This is a genomic window from Paenibacillus sp. 7523-1, assembly GCF_002276415.1.
GTDB classification, from domain to species: domain Bacteria; phylum Bacillota; class Bacilli; order Paenibacillales; family Paenibacillaceae; genus Paenibacillus; species Paenibacillus illinoisensis_A.
This window is the reverse complement of record NZ_NPBR01000004.1, coordinates 152,059-172,858: the sequence shown is the minus strand read 5'-3', so window position 1 is coordinate 172,858 and position 20,800 is coordinate 152,059. Positions and strand designations below refer to the sequence as shown.

Sequence of the window (20,800 nt, the reverse complement as noted above, 5' to 3'; positions counted from 1 at the left end):
TACATACTTTTGGTTCAGGTTTATGGCTTCATCAGATACTCCGTTGTAAACGCCTGGGTAACATCTAGTGATTTCGTTAATCCTCCACCCTTGATCATCTGATCCTGGAGGGTACTCCAGCGTTCCTTTGTCATGTAACCAATACCATTTGCCTCAGATTCCTTGTTAAGAATAAAGGGCTTTTCCTGCACTGCTTCATAATTCATTGCTTCTACCGTCATATCGGGATTGTAGGTTTGAATAAACGGGTTTACCTTTTCATAGTTGTCTAGATAATAGCTCCAACCTTTCTGACTTGCCTGCACGACAGCTTCAACAACATCAGGGTGCTCTTTAAGGTAATCTTCCGTCGTAAAAAGAACGTCTGCATAGTTCGCATAACCGGAATCGGCGATTTTCAGATAGTCTACCTCAACCCCCTGCTGAGAAAGTGCGTAAGGCTCATTCGTGATGTAACCCTGATTGAGCGATCTGGGGTCATTGATAAAATTGACCAGCTGCCCGTTATACTTCATTTCTTTTACATCTGTCAGATTGTATTGGCTCTTGATATATTCCCAGTAAGGCACCGCTGTACCGATGTATACGGTTTTGCCGTTCAGGTCTGCGAAATCCTGAATGTTCTCCCCCTTGTGGTACATCAGAACCTGCGGTGTGCTTTGAAAACCGGCAAGGATACCGACAACAGGGATTCCCTGTTCCCGCGCCTTCAAGATTTCATCCGCATAAGAGATACCGAATTCAGCTTTGCCTGCAGCGACAAGCTGCATGGTTGACACCTCGGGGCCTCCTGGCTGAATCGTCATGTCGATCCCTTTGTCCTTATAAAAGTTCTGCTGCAATGCCGCAAAATAGCCTCCATCTTCCCCTTTGGCGTACCAGCCCTCGATCAGTTTTACCTTCTTCAAATCTGTTCCGGCTTCCCCTCCCGCCTGGGCGGCGGATTCTAGAGCGGAGGAATTGGAGCATGCGCTCAGAAGCAGTAGGATCAAAGAAGCAGCCGACAGCAGCCATTTCTTATAACGAAAGTTCATATGATGTTTGGACATGTTGGATCTCTCCCCCGGTTCTGGTATTATTTCATTGCTGATTCATGCCAGGACTTCAAAAGTTTGTTCGACACCATGTTGATGATTAGGAAAAATGCGATTCCTAGGGCCGAAGCCGCTAAACCGCAGGCGAACAGATAAGGCGTTTGCAGGCGGGTTGCCGCAACGGTAATCCCGTAACCGAGTCCGCCTTGTCCGCCACCAATGCCTGCAATGTATTCACCCACGATCGCTCCGACAACCGAACTGGAGCATGAAATTTTCAGTCCTGCCATAATGTACGGAAGTGCCGCCGGAAATCTAAGCCTCCAAATGGTTTGCAGCTTGCTTGCATTATACAAATAGAATAAATTCTTCATGTTCTGATCCGTTGAGTTCAATCCGATCAGCGTATTCGATAAAATCGGGAAAAAGCTGATTAAGAATGAAATGATCACAATGGCATTTATTCCCGCTCCGAACCAGATCACTATGATTGGCGCTACCGCAACGACCGGAATAGTCTGTAGGATAATAGCGTAGGGATATACGCTTTTTTCCACCGTTTTGGACAGGGCCAGTAGAATGGCCAATGAAATACCGAGCACTACACTGATCGTAAAACCGATCAACGCCTCAACAATGGTTGTGCTTACCGACGTAATCAGATTCGCGCTGTTCTCAGCAGCGGCTGCGGCAATATCGGATGGCTTGGGCAAGATATATGGGGGCATTCCGAGTATCCGCACAATTAATTCCCATCCACCGATAAACAGGACAAACACGACTATTGGCGGCAGAATTTTTTTCAGCAGTCCAATGACTGGGCTCTCTTCTGCCGGATGATGGCTGCGGGCATTGTCCTTCCCAGAAGCTCGGATACCTGGTGTCGTTTCAACGGCTGGATTAGCTACCATCTCTTCCATGTTGCTTCTCTCTCCTCTCATTTCTGGCTATCAATGATTCAGTACTTTGGACACGCTGCGTACATATTCACCGAATTCAGGTTGGGTCCGGAATTCATCATCCCTCGGATAGGCAAACGGAATATCAATGAAATCCGAAATTTTACCGGGACGAGGCGTCATCACCACGACTTTTGTTGATAAGAACACACTTTCGAACACGTTATGCGTAATGAACAGAACCGACATCTTCTTGTCCTGTTCCCAAATATTTAGCAGTTCATTCTGCAGCGTCTGCCTGGTAATTTCATCAAGGGCGCCAAACGGTTCGTCCATTAACAGCAACTTGGGACGAGATATCAACGCTCGTGCAATAGATACTCTCATCTTCATTCCGCCTGACAACTCACGGGGCAGCACTTTCATATAATCCTTCAGGCCTACCAGCTCTAGAACCCGCTCCCCTTCGGTAATCCGCTCCTTTTTGGATACGCCACGCAAAGTAAGAGGCATGGTGACATTATCAATCAGTTTGGCCCACGGGAGCAGGGTATGCTCCTGAAATACAAAGGCAATTTCATTCTGTTTACGCGCTTCCTTTGGGGAAGTACCCAGCACGGTCAGATGACCGGAGGTCGGTTCCGTCAAACCGGCAATCATATTGAAAATGGTAGATTTCCCGCAACCGGAAGGACCGACAAAACATAGGAATTCTCCTTCCCCCACATGCAGATTCGCATGCTGCACAGCTACAGTGCCATTGGGGTAGATTTTGCCGACATCATCGATTACAAGCATGGAACGACTGTCCTTTTGGGCCGCTGCCTGTTGATTTTGGGTGAGCTGCATCTGAATCCCCTCTTCTCTTTGAAGTTGTGTCCTATCATATAGCCAAAAAATATTCGTGTAAATATACCTTACACAATTTTGGTTTTTTATCTAATGGTATACGCTTTACGTTGGTTCAAAAACAGAACATTCTTTGTTTTAGGTTAGCTTATGTGACATATATATAACAAAAGGGATTGCAGAAATTCGACAAGACCCTATATAATTGCTTAAAAAGTTACGTGATGTCCGGTACCTGATTCAGATATGTATCGTTTGGGAGGATGGATTGACATGCAATTAACTATAGAAGAGGCGTTGGCGGTGTACCCGTTATCGGAAGGGAAGTTGGCAGCCGGTAGAAAAGGAATTTCTCGAACGATTAGCTCCATCAATTTGATGGATGCGCCGGATGTGATCAACTGGATGAAAGAAGGGGAACTCTTGTTGACTACAGCTTATGCGATTAGGGATTCACCCGAGGAATTTGTTAATTTGCTACAAAAGCTGAATGAACGTGGAGCCTCCGGGCTTGGCATCAAGCTTGGTCGATACTGGGCAGAAATACCTGAGATAGCTCTGCTGGAAGCCGATCGGCTGGGCTTGCCCCTCATTGAGCTTCCCTTTCAATTCACCTTCTCCGAGCAGATCACCGCTCTCTACCAATCCGAGTTCCAACGCGATACCCGCCGGCTGAATGAATTGCTTGAAACACAGAAGAAGTTGGTTGATTTTGCGATGCAGGCGGATGAGTACACCAATTATTTTCAAAGTATCACAAGCATTTTAGGGGTTCCTTTAGCCATCGTTACCTCTGAAGGACAGACCTTGTATAACATGACCCGCTGTTCCGATATGGAGCTATTGAGCAATTGGCCCTGGAATCAGGACAATCGGTTTTACAAATCGGCGAGCAACCTGTTGTATCGGGTCCCCCTCCTGAAAAACGGAAAGTCATACGGTTACTTGCTGATACAAACTGAAAATCTGCTGGAAGCACATGAAATGGAGGGCATTTTTCACCAAGCTGCCGTCATTCTTTCCTATCATCTGGAGGTCATCCAGAATCAGGAGGCTACTGCGGCAGGCAGTCGTCTTGGCATGGCCATGGAACGTTACTTAAAGGGGAATGCCTCTCTGAAAACGGTGCTCGAATTTGCCGAAGCATTGGGAAGCACATTTTGGAGCACACCCTACGTATGCATGGTATCTTCCACAAGAGCGGATGCTTGGGACCATGAAAGTCAGAGGCGCAAACTGAGGGAGATTCAGAATAGGCTTCAGGATCATCCCAAAACGTCCTCCTTGGAATCCCATCATTTTTATGTGATGAATCGCATATATTCACTCTTCCCCCTTCTAGAAGAAGAGGCCAAGGATCGAAGGAAATATGAGAATTCGGTACGTTTGTATGCGGATTTGATGCATTCATGGGACCACGGAACAAGGACATGTTTTATCAGTAAAGTGAGAACGGGCATGGAGGAGTTCATCGACGGCTTCCGGGAGTGCCGGGAGGCTGAGAGAATCAGTACAGAGCTTGGTTTAAGCGAACCGGTTGTCATGTTTGCTGACCTGGAGTTTATTTATCTCTTCAAGCATATTCCACAGGAGGTTATGATCAGGTATTGCTCTTATTTATTCCGTCCACTGCTGGACAAAGAAGAGGAATACACCCGCGAGATGATGCACACACTTGAAGCCTATTTCGCCAACAACGGCCAAGTGAATGAAACTGCACGTGAGTTATATATCCATCGCAACACCGTACTGTACAGGCTGGAGAAAATTTCGGGGCTGCTGAATCTGGATTTGAAGAATACCGATCATCTGCTGCTCTTAAAGCTGGGACTTATGTTTAGGCACTTGCTGTCGCCTGATAGACAAATTTAAAAAAGGTCAATTGTCGTCGCGCTCCATTCCACCCCAATAAAAAAACCTCAGCAGGTATACCGAGCTGAGGTTAATAAATTCACTATACATGTTCACTTTTATCTTTAGCTGCTGCCACTCTAGTGTCTTTTTAATTCCGCTTGAATTTCGCATCGGGTGCTTTGAATACTCCCTAATTGACTACTAGAGCCGCACCTAGCTTATTCATTTAATAACTTCCACCTTTTTATCCCCTGCTGTCTTCGCTACCTCTAACGTTGTATTACCTTGGATCGCGACGATCACGCCAGTAGCCAGCATAGAAACGATTAAAGCTGCGCTGAGAGTTGTGGACATTTTCTTCTTGACCATAACCATACCTCCGGTATCTATTATGTAATAAGCAACTCAAAATGGACGAGTCGAGGGTGACTTCATCATTGCAAATAAGAAATTACAATATTTCGCTTTTCTTGTGAAGTAACCCACTTGTTGATTGTATTATAACCCACTGTAAATGATTGTAAAGGGATTTTTTTCTAGGTTTAGATAAACAAAATATTAGGCGCGGCAAATAAAGCTGCAGACTAAACACTCCGTTATTTGACCTCTTCCAGTACAACTACATGGCTACAATGAGAGAATCAACACTCATATTTCACGCCCCTCCGCCTTGGCTACCGTCAAATACGCCCAATCTTTTCCGAGCCTGATCGGACCGCATCCATCCGCTTGGAACTTGATGACAGCATCATCATACTGCTTTTTCTGCGCTTCGCTTAAATTGGCAACGTATCGCTGTCTCGCCTGTTCAAATTGTCCTTCTGTACCGTAACGATAGTAAAAATACGGGCTGAGAATTCTTTTTGGCATCTTGGCATTTTCTTCTATGACACATTGAGGATCAGATAAGAGCTGCTCGATCAATGGTATGTTGTGCTGTGTAATATGCTCAATAATAGATATAAGGCTGTCCTTAAATGCTTCTTTTCCGAATAACTCATACCATCTCAGTTCAGAATGCTGATAGTAGCTTTCCGGTAGACCCGTATGTGCCTTTTGCTTGTTATGCGTGACTTTTCAGTGCACCATTACTTCCATACTCGTTCCAGCTACATTTTGTCTATTGGCCTGAAGATAGATGGATATCAACAATTCCTGTGTTTTCATCTCGAGTGCTATGCGGGATTTTACATATTTGAAGCCAGCAAGTGGTAACAAATCCCTCAGTGATTGTAACGTTCATAGTAGATCATCAGCAGAGGATGCGTAAAATACGTCTCCATGCATATGTTTAATTCGATCCCAGTTAGCGGGATTGGTTGTGTCTAGGGAACGGTTCTCCATTATGGCTTGATATAAAGCGGTCTTTTCTTCCAAATGCGCTAAGTGCTGTTTGGCTTCTTCAAACTTAGCAAGAGCTGCCTCTCTATGCTCCATCATAAGTGTGTACCGTTGTGGGATCGTTGAATCTCCTTCGAGACAGTAATCAACATACATTTTAATATTTTCAATCGGCATCCCGGATTGTTTGAGACATTTGATGCCATGTAACCAGTTGATTGATTCTTCGTCAAACATTCGAATATTATTCTGATTGCGCTGTACACTTGGCACCAAGCCTTTATCTGTATAAAAGCGAATAGCGTGCTCGGTGAGTCCTGTTATCTGCGCGGCCTCTTTGACGGTATGCATGTGAAGACCTCCTTGAAAAATATAAATTCCGAAGATGCTTGCCTTCGTGTAACACGAAGGTGATAGGCTCATTGTAATGCAACTCGACCATGAAGGTAAACCCAGTTGAGGTGCCCGAATTCGAATCAAGGGCCATTGCATTATATTTAAATATTAGGAGGAATTACGATGCAAACCGTAACATTAAACAATGGGGTAAAAATGCCGGTTATCGGCTTTGGTGTTTACCAAGTTCCGGATGCTGAAGAATGTGAGAATGCAGTATATGAAGCGCTGATGGCTGGTTATCGGTTGATCGACACTGCATCCGGTTATTTAAATGAGGAAGCGGTCGGACGTGCGATTAAGCGCAGTGGCGTGCCTCGTGAAGAGCTGTTCATCACGACCAAGCTCTGGGTCCAGGATGCCAGTTATGAGAGCGCTAAGCTTGCTTTTAACAAATCCTTAAATAAGCTGCAGTTGGATTATCTCGATTTATATCTTATACACCAGCCGTTTGGCGATTACTACGGTGCTTGGCGTGCAATGGAAGAACTGTACCATGAAGGTAAAATCAAGGCGATCGGTGTTAGTAACTTCCTGCCAGATCGTCTGATGGACCTTATCGTGCATAATGAAATCGTGCCAGCTGTTAACCAGGTCGAAACTCACCCGTTCTATCACCAAACCGAGAGTGCCACTTTTATGAAAAAACAAGGAGTTCAACATCAGTCGTGGGCTCCATTCGCTGAAGGGCTCAATAACATGTTTGGCAACGAAGTGCTGATATCCATTGCTGCAAAACACAGTAAGTCTGTCGCGCAGGTCGTGTTGCGCTGGCTTGTCCAGCGTGGAATCGTTGTCATTCCGAAATCAGTGAAAAAAGAACGGATCGTCGAAAACTTCAACATCTTCGATTTTGAGCTCAGTACCGAGGATATTGAACAAATTACGGCCCTTGATACGCGGAAGAGTCTTTTCTTATCGTATCACGATCCGGAAGTCGCCAAGATGATGGGAAACTGGAAGATTGATCTTTAAACCATATTGTAATGTGCAAAAAAGAATGTTGATCTGTCAGATCAACATTCTTCATTTTTTTAATCATCCAATTCGTAAGCAGACTATTTAAGGACTGGTAATTGAAGAATTCTACATCCATATAACCTTGTTGTGTTTCGCGGTTCGGGTTGTATATCCCACAAGTTTTCACCATGCAAGTTCCAAACCCGATCTCAGCCAGATGCTGGATGTATTAACCGACGGTCCCCATATTCGTTACCAACTTTTCAAGTTTATCAGCGTCATCCATCGTTAACGAATTGAACTGAGTATCAGCCAAGTTATACAAATTGGGAAGTATACAATCTATTAAGTGTCTACCTTTATCCGTTAGTTGTACGAATATCACTCGACGATCCGAATGACAAGGAATCCGAGTTAGCAGCTTTTTATTCTCCAATTTATCCAAGATATACGTCAAAGCACCACTAGTCAAAGAAACATGTTGAGAAATCTGTTGAATTGCTTGTTTCTCTTCATGTTCAAGCGATACTAACACAGAAAGTTCCGTGAAATTGAGATCTGCTTTCTTTAACTCGCTCCGAAATTGGTCCTGAATCATTTTTGACATTTGAATGAAATGAAGACATGCTTGATATCGAAAATTATTCATTGTTTTTCACTCCATTTTATATATCTCAGTTTTAAGATTCTTTATTTAAATATTACTCGTTATATGTACTTTTGTCAATTTCAGATCAAGCTCAGCATCAAAATTTCTTGTTACTGATAACTAAAAAAGCCTCCATATTCAATTCCCCAGGATGCCAGATAAACGCAAAAAAACCTCCCAGGCTTCATAGAGCTCGGTTCGGTTTTTATTCACGGCATGATGACAGCTATCTCAGTCCAACATCTTTAAAACGATTGCCGATGGTTTCGGGAAAGGCCTGCTTAATCGCATCAATGGCACGTTGTTCCGTCTCTCTCGCTTGATGGATAAGCGCTATCACAGACTGTACACACTCCGGTTCTTTGACATCCCATAAGTTGGACTGATCAACCCAACCAATCATCTCCAAATAAAGATCTGACAACGACGTATATTCTTGTATGACCTGAACCATGTGGTCAGAGAGGTATCCAAGCTCTGTAATATAGGAGGCAATATTCTCTCTTGATTTGCCATAATATCGGAGGACTGCAGCAGCTTGCCTTGGTTCATAAACTCTTGATTCCAGTGCTGAAGCAATGGCAGAATATGCAGCAGATCCACAGGCGTAATCCTGAGGTGGCAGCATGTAATCATGGATTTCCCATTTGTATACGGCCTGAATCAACGATTCCTTGCAGACCTCCCATACATCTACCGTTCTACAGGATTCAAGCACTTGATAATACCAATAAGGCGTACTATTTCGCCCAAAAGAATCGTAAGGCAAACGAGTAACGTCTTGGCCTTCGCTGTTACAGAGGAGCAAAATCTGCTCCACATCATCATACCCGGCAGCAATAACAAATTGGTCATGCCATACTATAGCCCCCACACCCCGATCAATGGATGACTTAATGTCCACCAATGCCTGTTTTTGATACAAAGGAAACGTCGGTGCAAATGAAAACCCTGCTGCCTGGCCGGCCGTTACTCCAATAAAATCAGCAGCTACAAAGTTCTCTGCCATCCAGTTGTAGGCTGAGATTGATTCTTCGGTCAAATGCCGATCTACGACCAACCGAAACACAGTTGCTGTCATGCCCGCAATCATGTGACGCGGGAATTCGGTCCACTTCTTATGTATTAAAATGCGGTGCATCACATCTGCATATGAACCCATACCGCTACACCTCATGTTTGGATCCTTAGAATACTGCGCTTGTTTGGCCTGAATCAAGTCCAGATAAACTTGTTTTGTCATGATCCTTCCTCCCTCTGTCTATCTTGCCGAGTGCGCCCCCCATCGTGGCACAGTAGAACGCTTACGATCAGGGAATTTCAAGGATATGACGCGAAAATGATTGACCGCTTGCTCTTCTAGTGCTTTCGCTTCCATTAGAACTTGTGCCAGTTTGTCCGCTGCATCCAGCTCCAGGGTCCATTTATCCTCCTGCTGAATCATGAATTCCCTCATCTGGTGAATTAACGTTCCAAGCTGGTCATAACATGAATAAGCTTGGTCCAGCTCATCCCATATTCCTTGCATATCCTGCAGGTACATTCGAATTTCATCACGAGACTGACAATAAGATTCTAAAAGATAAGTTGCCCCCGTTGGATCATAATCACCACTTCGTAGAGCTTGCACCCATACGTCATATGCCAATCGGCCAGAAGCGATGTTTTGATCTGGTAGTAAGCGATAGAGGATATCCCAGTCCTCGATAGCAAGTCGTAAGGATTCCAACAACATATCCTGTTTGGGTATTGGAAGTTGCTCACCAAAGACCTGACAATACCAGAAACCTGTGAAATTTAGCCCAAAATTGTCATATAGCAAAATCTGAGGCTCCTTACTCGACCCATCTTGTAAGTAAAAGATACAATCATCGTCATCATATCCATGTATAACGCCGAACTCCGGAATCCAGTAGATTACTCCTTTTCCCTCGTCCAGACTTCGCTTAACCCATTGCACTGCATCTCGCTGATAATAATTGAATGTAGAATGGCGCGTACGTCCTCCATCCCAGATCGTGAATATTCCCAGGTTGTCGATTCCAGGACGGTGTGCTTCTCCCCATTGTCCATACGCCGTTACCGACATGGGAAGAAGCCTGCGATGCACCGAAAGTTTAAAAGCCATCCCTGTATACCCGGAGAGCAAATATTTTGCCCCTTGAAACTGACCTGTATGGGTCAATATAGCATGCAGACTATCCACAAATGATTTAGACTCTCGCTTTAACATCAGGTTGTTTAGCTGTACTTCTGCCAAGATAAGTTCTCCCTCCATGGTCTTTACTTCACGTGAGCATGATTTGAATTATGAAGTCTGTTAAGTATTACGTTTGCATGGCTCTGCATCTTGTTTCTTAGCCACCCAGGAGATATTAATTCCTCCCACTCACTTATAAGTAAATGCTGCATGAAAGCCTCTGTATCATAAAATTCTATAAAGTGGATTTGATCCTGTTTGTCTCGAATGCGGTATCCTTGCCACTGCTCTGTTTGTTGCACTTCTTTTAAGCGAATCTCAGCTACAAATGGTTTTCGAACAGGTAGAGGGTCTTCCCATCCACTGAGCTGCATGTCTGAATTACATTCGAATGTTTCATCCGTCAATCGGACATGAACGATACCCTCCAGCCGTATGGCATTTTGCTGTACAGGATCCGTTTCATAGCCAATGACGTAATCAGCATTGTACTGGGACACGATCTTCAATGGACACCAAGAAAACTGTCTTTCTCCGGAAAAGTCTCGGTAATACATATGTACTTTAAGTGATTCTGTTATGGCATGGGATAATAATTCAAAATGCTGAAGAAGCTTCGGCGATGCCGCGAATGTGGGTAGTGGTTGGCTCAATATCTGCTGCTCTTCAGCCGTAAATCGCTCTAACAGATGCGCCACACGCTTTACCACATCAGATTGTTCGTGATTAAAATGCCGATAACGATGAGCCAAATACTTGAGGACGCTCTGTTCTTCTTCTGTCATATATAAATGGGGTAATCGATAGGTCTGGTCCTCATAACAATACCCTCTATATTTCGCAAGATATAGTAAAGGGGCACGTAATGAAATCGCCATATATTCAATATCACGCTGTGCCTGACGCCGGGATATTTCAAATTCACGGGCAAGCCAGCTGCTGTTCGGAAAACGTCCGCTTCGAATCTGCTCGTCAAACCAGTTAATACGATGCATATTACTCATCTTTACAGGCCCCCATTGATTCCACATTGTGCTAAACGTAAACCCATTATACCAAACGAATGGCCCGCTCCGAAGAACAGGCCTGTTACGTTATACGGTTGCTCTATCCACTCTGGATTGTACAGCCTTGGAACATTTTTTGCATACTTTCAGGCTGGTACCATCTGTTTTCGTTTGCGAATACAACAGTTTAATACGTGTGCTGCTGCATACCGGACATGTTCCCCGCCCCCTGGAAGGAATATTCCACAAGACGCGTCCTCTTTTGGTTTTTGCCAATGGTGTGAACCTCTTTTCAATGTAGTTTGTGTGTTCACCGTTATTATAGAGGTCATGGTACGACATAGAATGTCGCAGCAGTTCGTATTGAAATCAGATTGATCTACAAAAAAGAAAAGCTCGCACAGGCAGGGTAACATGACTTCCCTGCCCAATACGAGCGTCTACACCAAATTGCACTCAAACCGTTTGATCCGAGTGAGTACGTTTAGCAATAGTTCATTTCATTGAGCGATATTCCAGTAAATCCGTCAAATTCGAGATCTTCTGCAGCAGCTTTTCCCCGATATTGGTTTCCCTCACCAGTTTCCGCGCCAGTTCTTTGTCCACCAGTCTTTTTATAGATAACACATCCGTTCCGTTACACAGCACATCTTCTTTTGAATTAAATTTCTGATGGGCGACGAGCTGCATGCCAAAGGAATTATACAACAAGGTATATCCCGCGATGCCCGTTGTGGATTGATAGGCTTTGGAAAATCCACCGTCAATGACGACCATTTTCCCGTTTGCTTTAACAGGGCTCTCTCCACGAATTTCTTTAACTGGCGTATGTCCGTTAATGACATGTCCATGATCCGGATTCAAATCGAACTCCAGCAAGATCTTTCGACAGATCTCTTCCTTTTCACGCAAATGGTAGTAAGGGTTCTTTCTCTCCTTATGGGCTTCCTTATCTTGGATAAAGTACCGTTCAAAAGTGGTCATTTCTCTCTTGCCAAAGAGCGAGGAACATTCCCCTGTCCAGATGTACCATACCATATCTGTCGCCAGATCATCTGTCTCTTCCGGATGCGCAAAGGCGTAACGTAAGTTATCCTCAAAAACATCGAGCAACTGACGGCCCGCATACGTCTTGTCTTCAATCTGCATTTCTTCCATATTTCCTTCTTCATCCAAAGGAATACAGCCGTGGATTAACAAATTCCCGTTGTATTTTAAATAAAGGCTGCCCTTTTTCATAAGGAAATTCATATGCCTGGCCAGCTTCTCGGAATGCTGAACGGAGAACAACAGCTTCTCCATCACCTGGCGTTCTTCCTCCAGCAATTGTTCAGGCTTCTGCGGATTTACGGTTGCAAAACAGGTGTTTTCCAGCTGGTATGTTTTTCCGCAGATGTTGATTTCATTTTTGTCGTAATCGATCTTCTCCAGCAGAAGTCTTTCAGACATATTAAAGTCTGGGCGTCTTTTGATAATCGGGATTTCAAGCTTAAACTGGATCATGGCGATGGCTTGGTGAATCTTGGTGATCTGCAGAATTTCCTGCTCCGATACGTTATGGCCACCCTGCAGCTTAGGTCTGAAAGAAGGATTATCTTCATAGTATTTCTCCGCCAGGTTTAACAGTGGGCGAAGATTGATTCCGTATACATCTTCGATGATGTCCAGATTGTCGTATCTCGCGCAGATCCGGATAATATTCGCAAGGCAGACCAGAGAACCTGCATAGGCGCCGATCCAGAGCACATCATGGTTTCCCCACTGAATGTCTACAGAATGATAGTTGATTAACGTATCCATAATTTTATCGGGGTCCGGCCCCCGGTCATAAATATCGCCAACCACATGAAGGTGGTCAACCACCAGACGCTGGGTCGTATAAGCAAGGCCGATAATGAGATTGTCCGCCTGACCCAAAGATATAATTTGCCGATATATTTCCTCGTAATACGGATCCTTATTGTTGGTCGTATCCGTCTTGTATAGAAGCTCTTCTACAATATATACATACTGTTTCGGCAGAGCTTTCCGCAGTTTGGAGCGAGTATATTTGGAAGACGCGTAAGAAACAAGCTTAAGCATGTTTTCAATCGTTTGTCTGTACCACTGGTTCAAAGCCTGTTTATTGCTCAGGTCCCCTATAACCAGCTTTATTTTTTCTTCCGGATAATATACTAACGCCGCAAAATCATTAATTTCCTGCTCTGTCCAAACCTCACGAAATAATTCTTTGATTTTCTCTTTAACGGTTCCTGAACCGTTTCGTAGTACATGCTGAAAAGCCTGGAACTCCCCGTGCAAATCACTGACAAAATGCTCGGTTCCCTTCGGAAGATTGGAGATCGCTTCAAGGTTGATAATCTCTGTTATGATTTTTTCTTCCGTATCATATTTCTCAGCAAGTAGATCTAAAAATTGCTCATCCAAAACAGATGTCCCCTTTCAAGGAATTATCGTGATGTATAGTTGGGTCCAATCTTTGCAAATGCAATTATAACCACTCTATATATGTTTTTTACCAAACACAGAATTCCTTCTAAATGCGATCCGCAAAGGTCATTATACTCCAGTTTCTCATGGTTCAACAAATTTCATTGAATGAATGTACTTGGCGTTTGCTTTATTTAAGCCCACTGGACAACATCAGTCCATATGGAAGCAACGTCAAGCTATGGCTGAATTCATATTTATCGTTTAAGTTCATTGTAGTTATTTTGAAATATTAATTGTTGTGTTTACGCTATTCATAACTTATGAAACCAGGATTTAGGAAGGAAGCGAGATTATGAGCAATCATTCGTTAATGGGGTTTGCCCCTGCACTAGGATGGAATTCATGGAATACCTTCACGTGGGACATCAATGAGCAGTTGATTCGGGATGTTGCCGATGTGTTTGTTACAGAGGGTTATCTGGACGCCGGATACGAGTACATCGTCATTGACGATTGCTGGAGTCTGAAGGAACGTAATGCAGATGGTAATCTGGTCGCAGACCCCGCTAAATTTCCGAGTGGAATGAAGGCGCTTGCAGATTATATCCACGACAAAGGTCTGAAATTTGGCATGTATTCCTGTGTTGGTACACATACTTGTGCAGGTTATCCAGGCAGCTTCGAGCATGAATTCCAGGATGCTGCGTTATTCGCCGAGTGGGGCGTGGATTATTTAAAATATGACTACTGTTTCAAGCCGCGCCATATCTCAGGTGAGCTGTTATACAAGCGCATGAGCCTTGCACTCAAAAACTGCGGGCGGGATATCCTGTTCTCTGCCTGCAATTGGGGAGAAGACAACGTATATGAGTGGATTCGTGAATCAGGGGCTCATATGTATCGCTCCACCGGTGACATTCGCGACAACTGGCAATCGGTCAAGGACCTGGCTCTGTCTCAGCTCGGCAAACAAAGCTACACTGGCTCCTTCTGCCATAATGACATGGACATGCTCATCGTAGGCATGTACGGCGGAAGCAACAACGACTTTATTGGAACCATCGGCGGCTGTAACGACACTGAATACAAAACCCACTTCTCGCTCTGGTCCATGATGGGATCCCCGCTCATGATTGGATGTGATGTACGCAAGGCCAATCAGGCAACCAAGGATATTCTGATGAACCCGGACCTGCTTGCCATCAACCAGGATGCGGAGGCACGCGGAGCCTATCGCATCAAACCCGAGCCTCAATGGTTCCATACCGATGATGTATTCATGCTGGTGAAGGTGCTGACAGACGGTGATCTTGCCATCGGATTCTTCAACTTGAGTGACAGTCAACGCGAGCTGTCCCTTCAATTCTGGGATATGGGGCTGCCTTACGCTGCGGGTTATTCCCTGTCACTCTACGATTGCTGGGAACACAAGGAGCTGGGTGTATTCCGCGAGCGTTATGCACCGGTGGTTGGGGCTCATGATTGTCTCGTCGTGCGAGCCAAATTGGTGAAATAAATGGCACAGAACCGGCTGTGCACCACTTGCCAGGTTCCGCTCTCGTCGGATGATGTGGGTATTTATCTCAAACTGGTCTCTCGCACAGCCCAGCAATTCCTCTGTATCGATTGTCTCGGTGTGAAGCTGAATTGCGGGCGGGATCCGATTGAGAAGCTGATTCGTTACTACCGTGAATCCGGGAACTGTGCACTTTTTCGATAAAAGCAATATGTAATCTGTCTATCCGTTAGTGTACTGAACGTTTTCCCTTAGAGTTCTGCTTGTTTCTGATGTAACAGCATATAGGCTGATGGTGTATGTGATGTTGCCTTTTTGAATACTCTGGAAAAATAAAGCGGATCATTATACCCAACCGAATAGGCTATGGATTGAATGGACAATCTGGATGACTTCAGCAGCTCACAGGCGCGCCGGATACGGCATGCCGTTATATACGCCGAGATGGATTCGCCTGTAGCTTCTTTGAATCTGCGGAACAGGTAGCTTCGCTCCAGATTCACGGCCTGTACAATCTCCGCAACCGTCAAGGTCGATTTCCAGTAGTTCTGCTCAATATAGGTCCTCGACAGCCACACATAATCTCTGGCTTCCTCCTGCGTCTCGCATGGAAAATACTCCATGTAATAGGATAATAACAGGTGCAAACGCGCATCCGCCCTAAACACTTCACTTGGTGATGCCCCCGCATTCCAGGCCAGGTGAAACCAGGGTTCCAAGGTTTCTGGCGCAGCTGGCAGTACGGGATGCTGGACCGAGAACTGTGTCAACGCTATAAGTCGTCCTGCGTCTCGTCCATTGAACTCCATCCATACGTATTCCCACGGGTCGGCGGGATCGGGGTAGTAATAGATTTCTTTTTGCGGAAAAATAATAAAGCTCTCTCCCGCACCGAGCCGAAATTGCTGGCCCCCGGTTTCCAGTGTACCCTGCCCTTGCATGATATAATGCAGCGCATAAACATCACGCACGCCCGGTCCCCACTGGTGAAGATTGACGGGTTTATGGGCGCCGCTTATAAAATAAACCTGACTCGCCCTGCTCCCGTCTGTCCATAATGAGTCCACATCCGGCTCCTCCCTTCTTGATACCAGTCATTATATATGATTTTGTGGAGTTTTGATTTATTTTGATGCTAGAAACTTCCTTTCAAGTTGCTTATGATCGGAATAGTGGTCTCATAACCAAACAGAGATATGTAAGCGCAACCACAAACATCTTGGATCGACATGAATAAGGATGCTCAATTCAGAGAGGAGAATGTTGTGTTGCTTAGAATCGTTCAGGTAGAAAATGGCCAAGTTCAGGGGCTGCCTGCCGCAGACCCACGTGTTACAAGTTTTAAAGGTATCCCATTCGCCGCCCCACCGGTAGGCCAGAACCGCTGGCGTGCACCACAACCTGCATCCGATTGGGATGGGGTGCTGCAAGCTTTTGATTTTGCCCCCACCTCTATGCAGGCCCCGACCGTCATTGACGATAATAACATCTATACGCGAGAGTGGTCTGTTGATCCCGATCTGCCGATGAGTGAGGATTGTCTATATTTGAATGTGTGGACACCTGCCAAACGAACGGATGAGAAGCTGCCTGTGTTTGTCTGGTATTTTGGCGGTGGGCTTCAGGTGGGTCATACTGCTGAAATGGAATTTGATGGTGAGCGCATTGCCCGCAGGGGCATTGTCGTGGTTACCGTCAATTACCGTCTGAATGCGTTTGGTTTCTTATGCCACCCCGAGATCAGCGCTGAATCCCCACAAGCACCTGCGAACTTTGGTCATCTGGATCAGCAGGCAGGTACGGCTTGGGTGAAGCGTAACATCGCTGCCTTCGGCGGTGACCCGGATCAGATTACCATTGGTGGACAATCTGCAGGCGGCGGCAGTGTGCTAAGTCAGATGACTTCCCCGCAAAACAAAGGCCTGTTCCAGCGAGCTGTCATCATGAGTGGAATTGCAACCGAACTGTATCCCAATGTGCGCGTACCTTCTGTCCGTGGCACACTGCGGGATGCCGAGCAGAAGGGCGTTGATTTTTTCCGTTTTCTGGGCGTATCCACTTTAGACGAAGCCAGACAGCTGGACGCGGTCACATTGCGGGATAAAATCCTGGAATATCAAAGCTTCTGGGGAACAGTCATCGATGATCAGTTCTGTACGGGTGATCCGTTCATTCGTTTCATACAGCATAAGCGCGAACTCGTTCCCGTTATGCTTGGACATACCTCTTCCGAGTTTTGGACCAAGCCTGCGGTAAGCAATATGGAGGAACTGAAGCAAACGGCAACCGAACTGTTTGGAGAGGATGCGCCCGTCTTTTTGCAGCGCTGTGGAGCCGATACTGAAGATCTCGATCATGTATTACAGCAGGCATCGATCCGCATGATTGAGCATGCGATTCAACTTGTGATCCGCTCCAATAGTGGACATCCGTCCGAGACACCGCTCTATTATTATAATTTCGACGCGGAGATTCCGGGCTGGGATCAGCCAGGCACATTCCATTCCGTTGATCTGTGGTTTTTCTTCGAAACTCTCGCCAAATGCTGGCGGCCTTTCGTCGGTAAACATTATGACCTGGCACGCCAGATGTGTAATTATCTGTCCAATTTTATCGCGACAGGTGATCCGAATGGTCTGGATTCCACTGGAAAACCCTTGCCCTATTGGATTCCAAGCAGTATCGAGCGACCTTACCGCATGGAATTCGGTGATACGTCCCAGTTACAGCGTGCAGAGCCGGGGCCTGTACTTGAATTGGTCATTGAACAGTATTTCAAAAAGCAGAATGAGCCTGTTGTGTAACATTCATCCGTGTATATGAATCAGACAATGAAGAGCCATGCAAGTATGCACGGCTCTTTACGTTGTCCCGCCTTTTATTGCTTACTCTACTTAGTCAAACCATAGATGATTGATGCGTTTGAAAAAGTATAAATCTGACTGAAATCAAACCTTTTGCTTTTTGCGGGACCAAACGACAACTGGAATAAGCAGCAAGGAAAGGAACCCTCCGATAAAAGAAAGGGTTGTGTAACTGGATTGGGCCACGACCACACCCGATAATGCTCCACCAGAAGCACCAGCTAGTGCGATTAACACATCCACTGTTCCCTGTGTTTTTGCCCGTGATTGAGGGGGTGTAGCGTCAATAATAGCTGCTGTTCCACTAATTAATCCAAAGTTCCACCCTAAGCCAAGAAGTGCAAGACCAAGAATGAGAAGTACCATTGAATCGCCTGGAGCAAGCGCAGACACCAGGCCAGCTAAGAGCAAGGTTATACCTGAAGCGTAGGACATTAATGTACGCCCGTATTTATCGACAAGTGCACCGGTAATCAAGGAAGGCAGATACATTGCTGCAATATGAATACCAATGACAAGACCAACATCTCCTAAACCATGCCCATGATGCTTCATATGAACCGGTGTCATGGTCATAATGGCTATCATGACAATTTGAGTTAGTACCATCACTGTAGCTCCTACGATGATACCAGATTTATTAACAATTGGTTCTTGAGGAGTTGTTCCATCCACACTGTTTTGGATGTCTTTTGCACGCTGTGCTTCTGCTATAGCTTTGGAGACGATAAATGGGTCCGGTCGTAAAAAAATGAGAAGAACCACTCCGGCAATGATATAAGCCAGGGACGCGAGCATAAATGGTCCTGTAAGGGCTGGTGCCCCTAGTGAAATGGCCACTTGCCCCGTGATGTTTACGAGATTCGGTCCGGCTACTGCACCAAATGTTGTGAAAACCATGGCTGCACTAATGGCTTTGGCACGCTGTGTGGGCTGAGCCAAGTCTGTACCCGCGTAACGAGCCTGTAGGTTTGTTGCCGTACCAGCACCATAGATTAACAATGAAATAAAGAGCAGCGGTAAATTGTCCATTACAGCAGCTAGTACAACTCCGATTGCTCCAATTCCTCCTCCGATGAATCCGGTCGCTAATCCTGCACGACGCCCAAAGTTCTGAGAAAGGCGACCAACCAATAACGCAGCACCTGCTGAACCTAATGTAAATAGTGCTGCCGGCACTCCCGCGAAACTATCCGTTCCTAGCATATCCTGGGCAAGCAGCGCGCCCACCGTCACGCCCGCAGCTAATCCAGCTCCTCCGAAAATCTGTGAAAGAATAACGATGATCATGGTTCTTTTATACAATTGACGCTGCTTCTCAGGCGACTCCACATATTTTGTTAGTGATTCTGAGATATTTTTTTTGCCGAAGGAATCTAATGAGTGTTCAGACATTTCCTGTTCTCCCTTATATTATATCTAGCGGTATTCAGAGTAATTTTTTGTTTTCCCATGATCGACTATCCCTCCATATATGATTTGAAAAATCTAGAGTTCCCCGCATTACTTTCCCCAGACACCTCATTAGATTGATGTCATAAACTGACACAACTGAATGTATTGCTTATTAAAATGTATTATAAATTCGAATCTCTTGTTCAGCTTGAAGCAAGTCTTTCAGTCCAACAACAACATCATTCGTGAAAAGGTCACTTTCTAAGTATGCATTAGCTTCAGCCTCGCTGTTAAAGCCATGAAGAACTTGTACATCTTCATCACGGACTAACAATTCCTTAGATACGGCACCAGCAATACCTGAAAGAAATGGCTCTTTATATTTTGTATATACATTTACAGCCGCCTCTCGTTCCTGTGCATTAATTATGAGTGTAATTTGAAGATATGCTTTGGCCATGATTGTAAAACCTCCATTAAATAATGTATTGATTGCATAATTCAAATTGTCAATCAATTAATTGAATTATATTTCACTATGAATTACTTCGTCAAGTAAATATCTTTTGACCGGTTCTTGATTACATGGAAGAACATGATACAATTTTATTAATCAATTGAATCAATTCAATCATTAAAGCTAATGATTGATGATAAACACATTTCATATCATGTCAGAACATTATTACTTAGAATAGAGGTTATTCACGATGGAAGATAAATTGGATACAGCAAAAGCATTAAAAGAAGAACTGTATAGACAGCTCGCCCGAATCGGCAAAAGTTTATCAAGCGACAAACGACTTGAAATATTGAATGTACTAGCTCAAAGCCCTAAGACTGTTGAAAAGCTGGCACAGTTCACAGGCATGAATATAGCGAACGTATCACGCCATCTGCAAATTTTGCTTGATGCCAAGCTTGTTAAGTTCACCAAAAAAGGGACATATGCCATTTATTCCATAGCAGATCCGGAAATTATTGATTTTATGTCTTCGCTTTGGCGTATAAGCGAGAAGCAACTTCCAGATATCTCGAAATTAAAAGATGATTTTATAAATAACCTCAATGATATTCAAACCCTCTCCATGGATGAAGTCATGGAGAAAGTTGATAATGAATCCATCATCTTAGTGGATCTACGTTCGAAGGAAGAATTTGAGACAGGACATATTCCTGGAGCCATTTCAATGCCCATGGATAAGCTGGATATCATGCTGCGAGAACTCCCAAAGAACGCTGAAGTCGTTGCTTACTGCCAGGGACCCGTTTGTGCATACTCAGCAATCGCTGTAGAAAAATTGCAACAAGAAGGTTTCAAAGCCTACCGTATGGATGCAGGTATCAATGAGTGGCAAAGCCATTTCATCAATTAAGCCTTCTAAACAAAAACCACCTAATCA

At 44.8% G+C, this 20,800-nt stretch carries 21 protein-coding genes; 6 read left to right on the top strand and 15 right to left on the bottom strand.

Annotation, left to right across the window (positions count from 1 at the left end; translation table 11 throughout):
* Positions 1–20 precede the first annotated feature (20 nt).
* The 3 genes from CHH60_RS02730 to CHH60_RS02720 are packed head-to-tail and all read right to left on the bottom strand — an operon-like array spanning position 21 to position 2,782.
* Entirely contained in the window at positions 21–1,049 is a 1,029-nt protein-coding gene (locus CHH60_RS02730; RefSeq protein WP_095357794.1) for an ABC transporter substrate-binding protein, read from the bottom strand.
* Between the two features lie 26 nt (positions 1,050–1,075).
* Positions 1,076–1,954 carry an ABC transporter permease gene (locus CHH60_RS02725; protein ID WP_091037235.1) on the bottom strand — a complete coding sequence of 293 codons (879 nt, stop codon included), beginning with the start codon at positions 1,952–1,954 and terminating at the stop codon, positions 1,076–1,078.
* Positions 1,955–1,984: 30 nt separating this feature from the next.
* Complete coding sequence (locus CHH60_RS02720; protein ID WP_095357793.1) at positions 1,985–2,782, bottom strand: ABC transporter ATP-binding protein; 798 nt, start codon at positions 2,780–2,782, stop codon at positions 1,985–1,987.
* Between the two features lie 273 nt (positions 2,783–3,055).
* On the opposite strand from CHH60_RS02720, the gene CHH60_RS02715 reads away from it, so the two are divergent.
* Complete coding sequence (locus tag CHH60_RS02715) at positions 3,056–4,654, top strand: PucR family transcriptional regulator (protein WP_176475953.1); 1,599 nt, start codon at positions 3,056–3,058, stop codon at positions 4,652–4,654.
* A gap of 204 nt (positions 4,655–4,858) precedes the next feature.
* Here CHH60_RS02715 and CHH60_RS29670 read toward each other — a convergent pair whose 3' ends face one another.
* From CHH60_RS29670 to CHH60_RS02705, 3 genes are all read right to left on the bottom strand, one after another.
* Entirely contained in the window at positions 4,859–5,005 is a 147-nt protein-coding gene (locus tag CHH60_RS29670) for a hypothetical protein (protein WP_176475952.1), read from the bottom strand.
* Between the two features lie 279 nt (positions 5,006–5,284).
* Positions 5,285–5,506 carry a hypothetical protein gene (locus tag CHH60_RS02710; protein ID WP_095357791.1) on the bottom strand — a complete coding sequence of 74 codons (222 nt, stop codon included), beginning with the start codon at positions 5,504–5,506 and terminating at the stop codon, positions 5,285–5,287.
* A 369-nt stretch (positions 5,507–5,875) separates the two neighbouring features.
* Entirely contained in the window at positions 5,876–6,328 is a 453-nt protein-coding gene (locus CHH60_RS02705) for a MerR family transcriptional regulator (RefSeq protein ID WP_095357790.1), read from the bottom strand.
* Positions 6,329–6,496: 168 nt separating this feature from the next.
* Between CHH60_RS02705 and CHH60_RS02700 the strand changes: the two genes are divergently transcribed.
* Positions 6,497–7,348, top strand: coding sequence for an aldo/keto reductase (locus tag CHH60_RS02700; RefSeq protein ID WP_095357789.1), 852 nt, complete (start codon positions 6,497–6,499; stop codon positions 7,346–7,348).
* Between the two features lie 214 nt (positions 7,349–7,562).
* Here CHH60_RS02700 and CHH60_RS02695 read toward each other — a convergent pair whose 3' ends face one another.
* From CHH60_RS02695 to CHH60_RS02670, 6 genes are all read right to left on the bottom strand, one after another.
* The gene (locus CHH60_RS02695) at positions 7,563–7,940 is read right to left on the bottom strand and encodes a MarR family winged helix-turn-helix transcriptional regulator (RefSeq protein ID WP_217989970.1); all 378 of its coding nucleotides are present in this window, start codon (positions 7,938–7,940) and stop codon (positions 7,563–7,565) included.
* 268 nt (positions 7,941–8,208) lie between these two features.
* Positions 8,209–9,225: a hypothetical protein gene (locus CHH60_RS02690; RefSeq protein WP_095357787.1), complete on the bottom strand. Its 1,017-nt coding sequence runs from the start codon at positions 9,223–9,225 to the stop codon at positions 8,209–8,211.
* An 18-nt stretch (positions 9,226–9,243) separates the two neighbouring features.
* Positions 9,244–10,242 (bottom strand): hypothetical protein, encoded by a 999-nt coding sequence (locus tag CHH60_RS02685; protein WP_095357786.1) that lies wholly within the window; start codon positions 10,240–10,242, stop codon positions 9,244–9,246.
* Between the two features lie 23 nt (positions 10,243–10,265).
* Complete coding sequence (locus CHH60_RS02680) at positions 10,266–11,186, bottom strand: helix-turn-helix transcriptional regulator (RefSeq protein WP_095357785.1); 921 nt, start codon at positions 11,184–11,186, stop codon at positions 10,266–10,268.
* 90 nt (positions 11,187–11,276) lie between these two features.
* Entirely contained in the window at positions 11,277–11,465 is a 189-nt protein-coding gene (locus tag CHH60_RS30150) for a hypothetical protein (protein WP_095286843.1), read from the bottom strand.
* Between the two features lie 219 nt (positions 11,466–11,684).
* Positions 11,685–13,616 carry a fructose-1,6-bisphosphatase gene (locus tag CHH60_RS02670; protein WP_095357784.1) on the bottom strand — a complete coding sequence of 644 codons (1,932 nt, stop codon included), beginning with the start codon at positions 13,614–13,616 and terminating at the stop codon, positions 11,685–11,687.
* A 358-nt stretch (positions 13,617–13,974) separates the two neighbouring features.
* On the opposite strand from CHH60_RS02670, the gene CHH60_RS02665 reads away from it, so the two are divergent.
* Together CHH60_RS02665 and CHH60_RS02660 are read left to right on the top strand one after the other, a co-directional pair.
* Complete coding sequence (locus CHH60_RS02665; RefSeq protein ID WP_095357783.1) at positions 13,975–15,138, top strand: glycoside hydrolase family 27 protein; 1,164 nt, start codon at positions 13,975–13,977, stop codon at positions 15,136–15,138.
* On the top strand, positions 15,139–15,342 hold the full coding sequence (locus CHH60_RS02660) for a hypothetical protein (RefSeq protein ID WP_095357782.1): 204 nt from the start codon (positions 15,139–15,141) through the stop codon (positions 15,340–15,342). It abuts the gene before it with no gap.
* A 47-nt stretch (positions 15,343–15,389) separates the two neighbouring features.
* Here the strand turns inward: CHH60_RS02660 and CHH60_RS02655 are convergent, their stop codons facing one another.
* A complete protein-coding gene (locus CHH60_RS02655) occupies positions 15,390–16,205 on the bottom strand; it encodes an AraC family transcriptional regulator (protein ID WP_095357781.1) in 816 nt (271 codons plus the stop codon).
* A gap of 201 nt (positions 16,206–16,406) precedes the next feature.
* Here CHH60_RS02655 and CHH60_RS02650 point away from each other — a divergent pair, with 201 nt between their 5' ends.
* The gene (locus tag CHH60_RS02650) at positions 16,407–17,942 is read left to right on the top strand and encodes a carboxylesterase/lipase family protein (RefSeq protein WP_095357780.1); all 1,536 of its coding nucleotides are present in this window, start codon (positions 16,407–16,409) and stop codon (positions 17,940–17,942) included.
* Between the two features lie 144 nt (positions 17,943–18,086).
* Here CHH60_RS02650 and CHH60_RS02645 read toward each other — a convergent pair whose 3' ends face one another.
* Together CHH60_RS02645 and CHH60_RS02640 are read right to left on the bottom strand one after the other, a co-directional pair.
* Positions 18,087–19,397 (bottom strand): MFS transporter, encoded by a 1,311-nt coding sequence (locus CHH60_RS02645; RefSeq protein ID WP_095357779.1) that lies wholly within the window; start codon positions 19,395–19,397, stop codon positions 18,087–18,089.
* A 172-nt stretch (positions 19,398–19,569) separates the two neighbouring features.
* Positions 19,570–19,857 carry a hypothetical protein gene (locus tag CHH60_RS02640; RefSeq protein ID WP_095357778.1) on the bottom strand — a complete coding sequence of 96 codons (288 nt, stop codon included), beginning with the start codon at positions 19,855–19,857 and terminating at the stop codon, positions 19,570–19,572.
* A gap of 250 nt (positions 19,858–20,107) precedes the next feature.
* On the opposite strand from CHH60_RS02640, the gene CHH60_RS02635 reads away from it, so the two are divergent.
* The gene (locus CHH60_RS02635) at positions 20,108–20,773 is read left to right on the top strand and encodes an ArsR/SmtB family transcription factor (protein ID WP_095357777.1); all 666 of its coding nucleotides are present in this window, start codon (positions 20,108–20,110) and stop codon (positions 20,771–20,773) included.
* Positions 20,774–20,800 lie beyond the last annotated feature (27 nt).

What these genes read in the sequence shown, in the direction of transcription:
- CHH60_RS02635 (WP_095357777.1), top strand. Translation starts at nt 20,108, where the DNA reads ATGGAAGATAAATTGGATACAGCAAAAGCATTAAAAGAAGAACTGTAT.
- CHH60_RS02665 (WP_095357783.1), top strand. Translation starts at nt 13,975, where the DNA reads ATGAGCAATCATTCGTTAATGGGGTTTGCCCCTGCACTAGGATGGAAT.
- CHH60_RS02660 (WP_095357782.1), top strand. Translation starts at nt 15,139, where the DNA reads ATGGCACAGAACCGGCTGTGCACCACTTGCCAGGTTCCGCTCTCGTCG.
- CHH60_RS02695 (WP_217989970.1), bottom strand. Translation starts at nt 7,940, where the DNA reads ATGTCAAAAATGATTCAGGACCAATTTCGGAGCGAGTTAAAGAAAGCA.
- CHH60_RS02725 (WP_091037235.1), bottom strand. Translation starts at nt 1,954, where the DNA reads ATGGAAGAGATGGTAGCTAATCCAGCCGTTGAAACGACACCAGGTATC.
- CHH60_RS02715 (WP_176475953.1), top strand. Translation starts at nt 3,056, where the DNA reads ATGCAATTAACTATAGAAGAGGCGTTGGCGGTGTACCCGTTATCGGAA.
- CHH60_RS02710 (WP_095357791.1), bottom strand. Translation starts at nt 5,506, where the DNA reads ATGCCAAAAAGAATTCTCAGCCCGTATTTTTACTATCGTTACGGTACA.
- CHH60_RS02645 (WP_095357779.1), bottom strand. Translation starts at nt 19,397, where the DNA reads ATGTCTGAACACTCATTAGATTCCTTCGGCAAAAAAAATATCTCAGAA.
- CHH60_RS02640 (WP_095357778.1), bottom strand. Translation starts at nt 19,857, where the DNA reads ATGGCCAAAGCATATCTTCAAATTACACTCATAATTAATGCACAGGAA.
- CHH60_RS02700 (WP_095357789.1), top strand. Translation starts at nt 6,497, where the DNA reads ATGCAAACCGTAACATTAAACAATGGGGTAAAAATGCCGGTTATCGGC.
- CHH60_RS02705 (WP_095357790.1), bottom strand. Translation starts at nt 6,328, where the DNA reads ATGCATACCGTCAAAGAGGCCGCGCAGATAACAGGACTCACCGAGCAC.
- CHH60_RS02680 (WP_095357785.1), bottom strand. Translation starts at nt 11,186, where the DNA reads ATGAGTAATATGCATCGTATTAACTGGTTTGACGAGCAGATTCGAAGC.
- CHH60_RS02730 (WP_095357794.1), bottom strand. Translation starts at nt 1,049, where the DNA reads ATGTCCAAACATCATATGAACTTTCGTTATAAGAAATGGCTGCTGTCG.
- CHH60_RS02690 (WP_095357787.1), bottom strand. Translation starts at nt 9,225, where the DNA reads ATGACAAAACAAGTTTATCTGGACTTGATTCAGGCCAAACAAGCGCAG.
- CHH60_RS02720 (WP_095357793.1), bottom strand. Translation starts at nt 2,782, where the DNA reads ATGCAGCTCACCCAAAATCAACAGGCAGCGGCCCAAAAGGACAGTCGT.
- CHH60_RS29670 (WP_176475952.1), bottom strand. Translation starts at nt 5,005, where the DNA reads ATGGTCAAGAAGAAAATGTCCACAACTCTCAGCGCAGCTTTAATCGTT.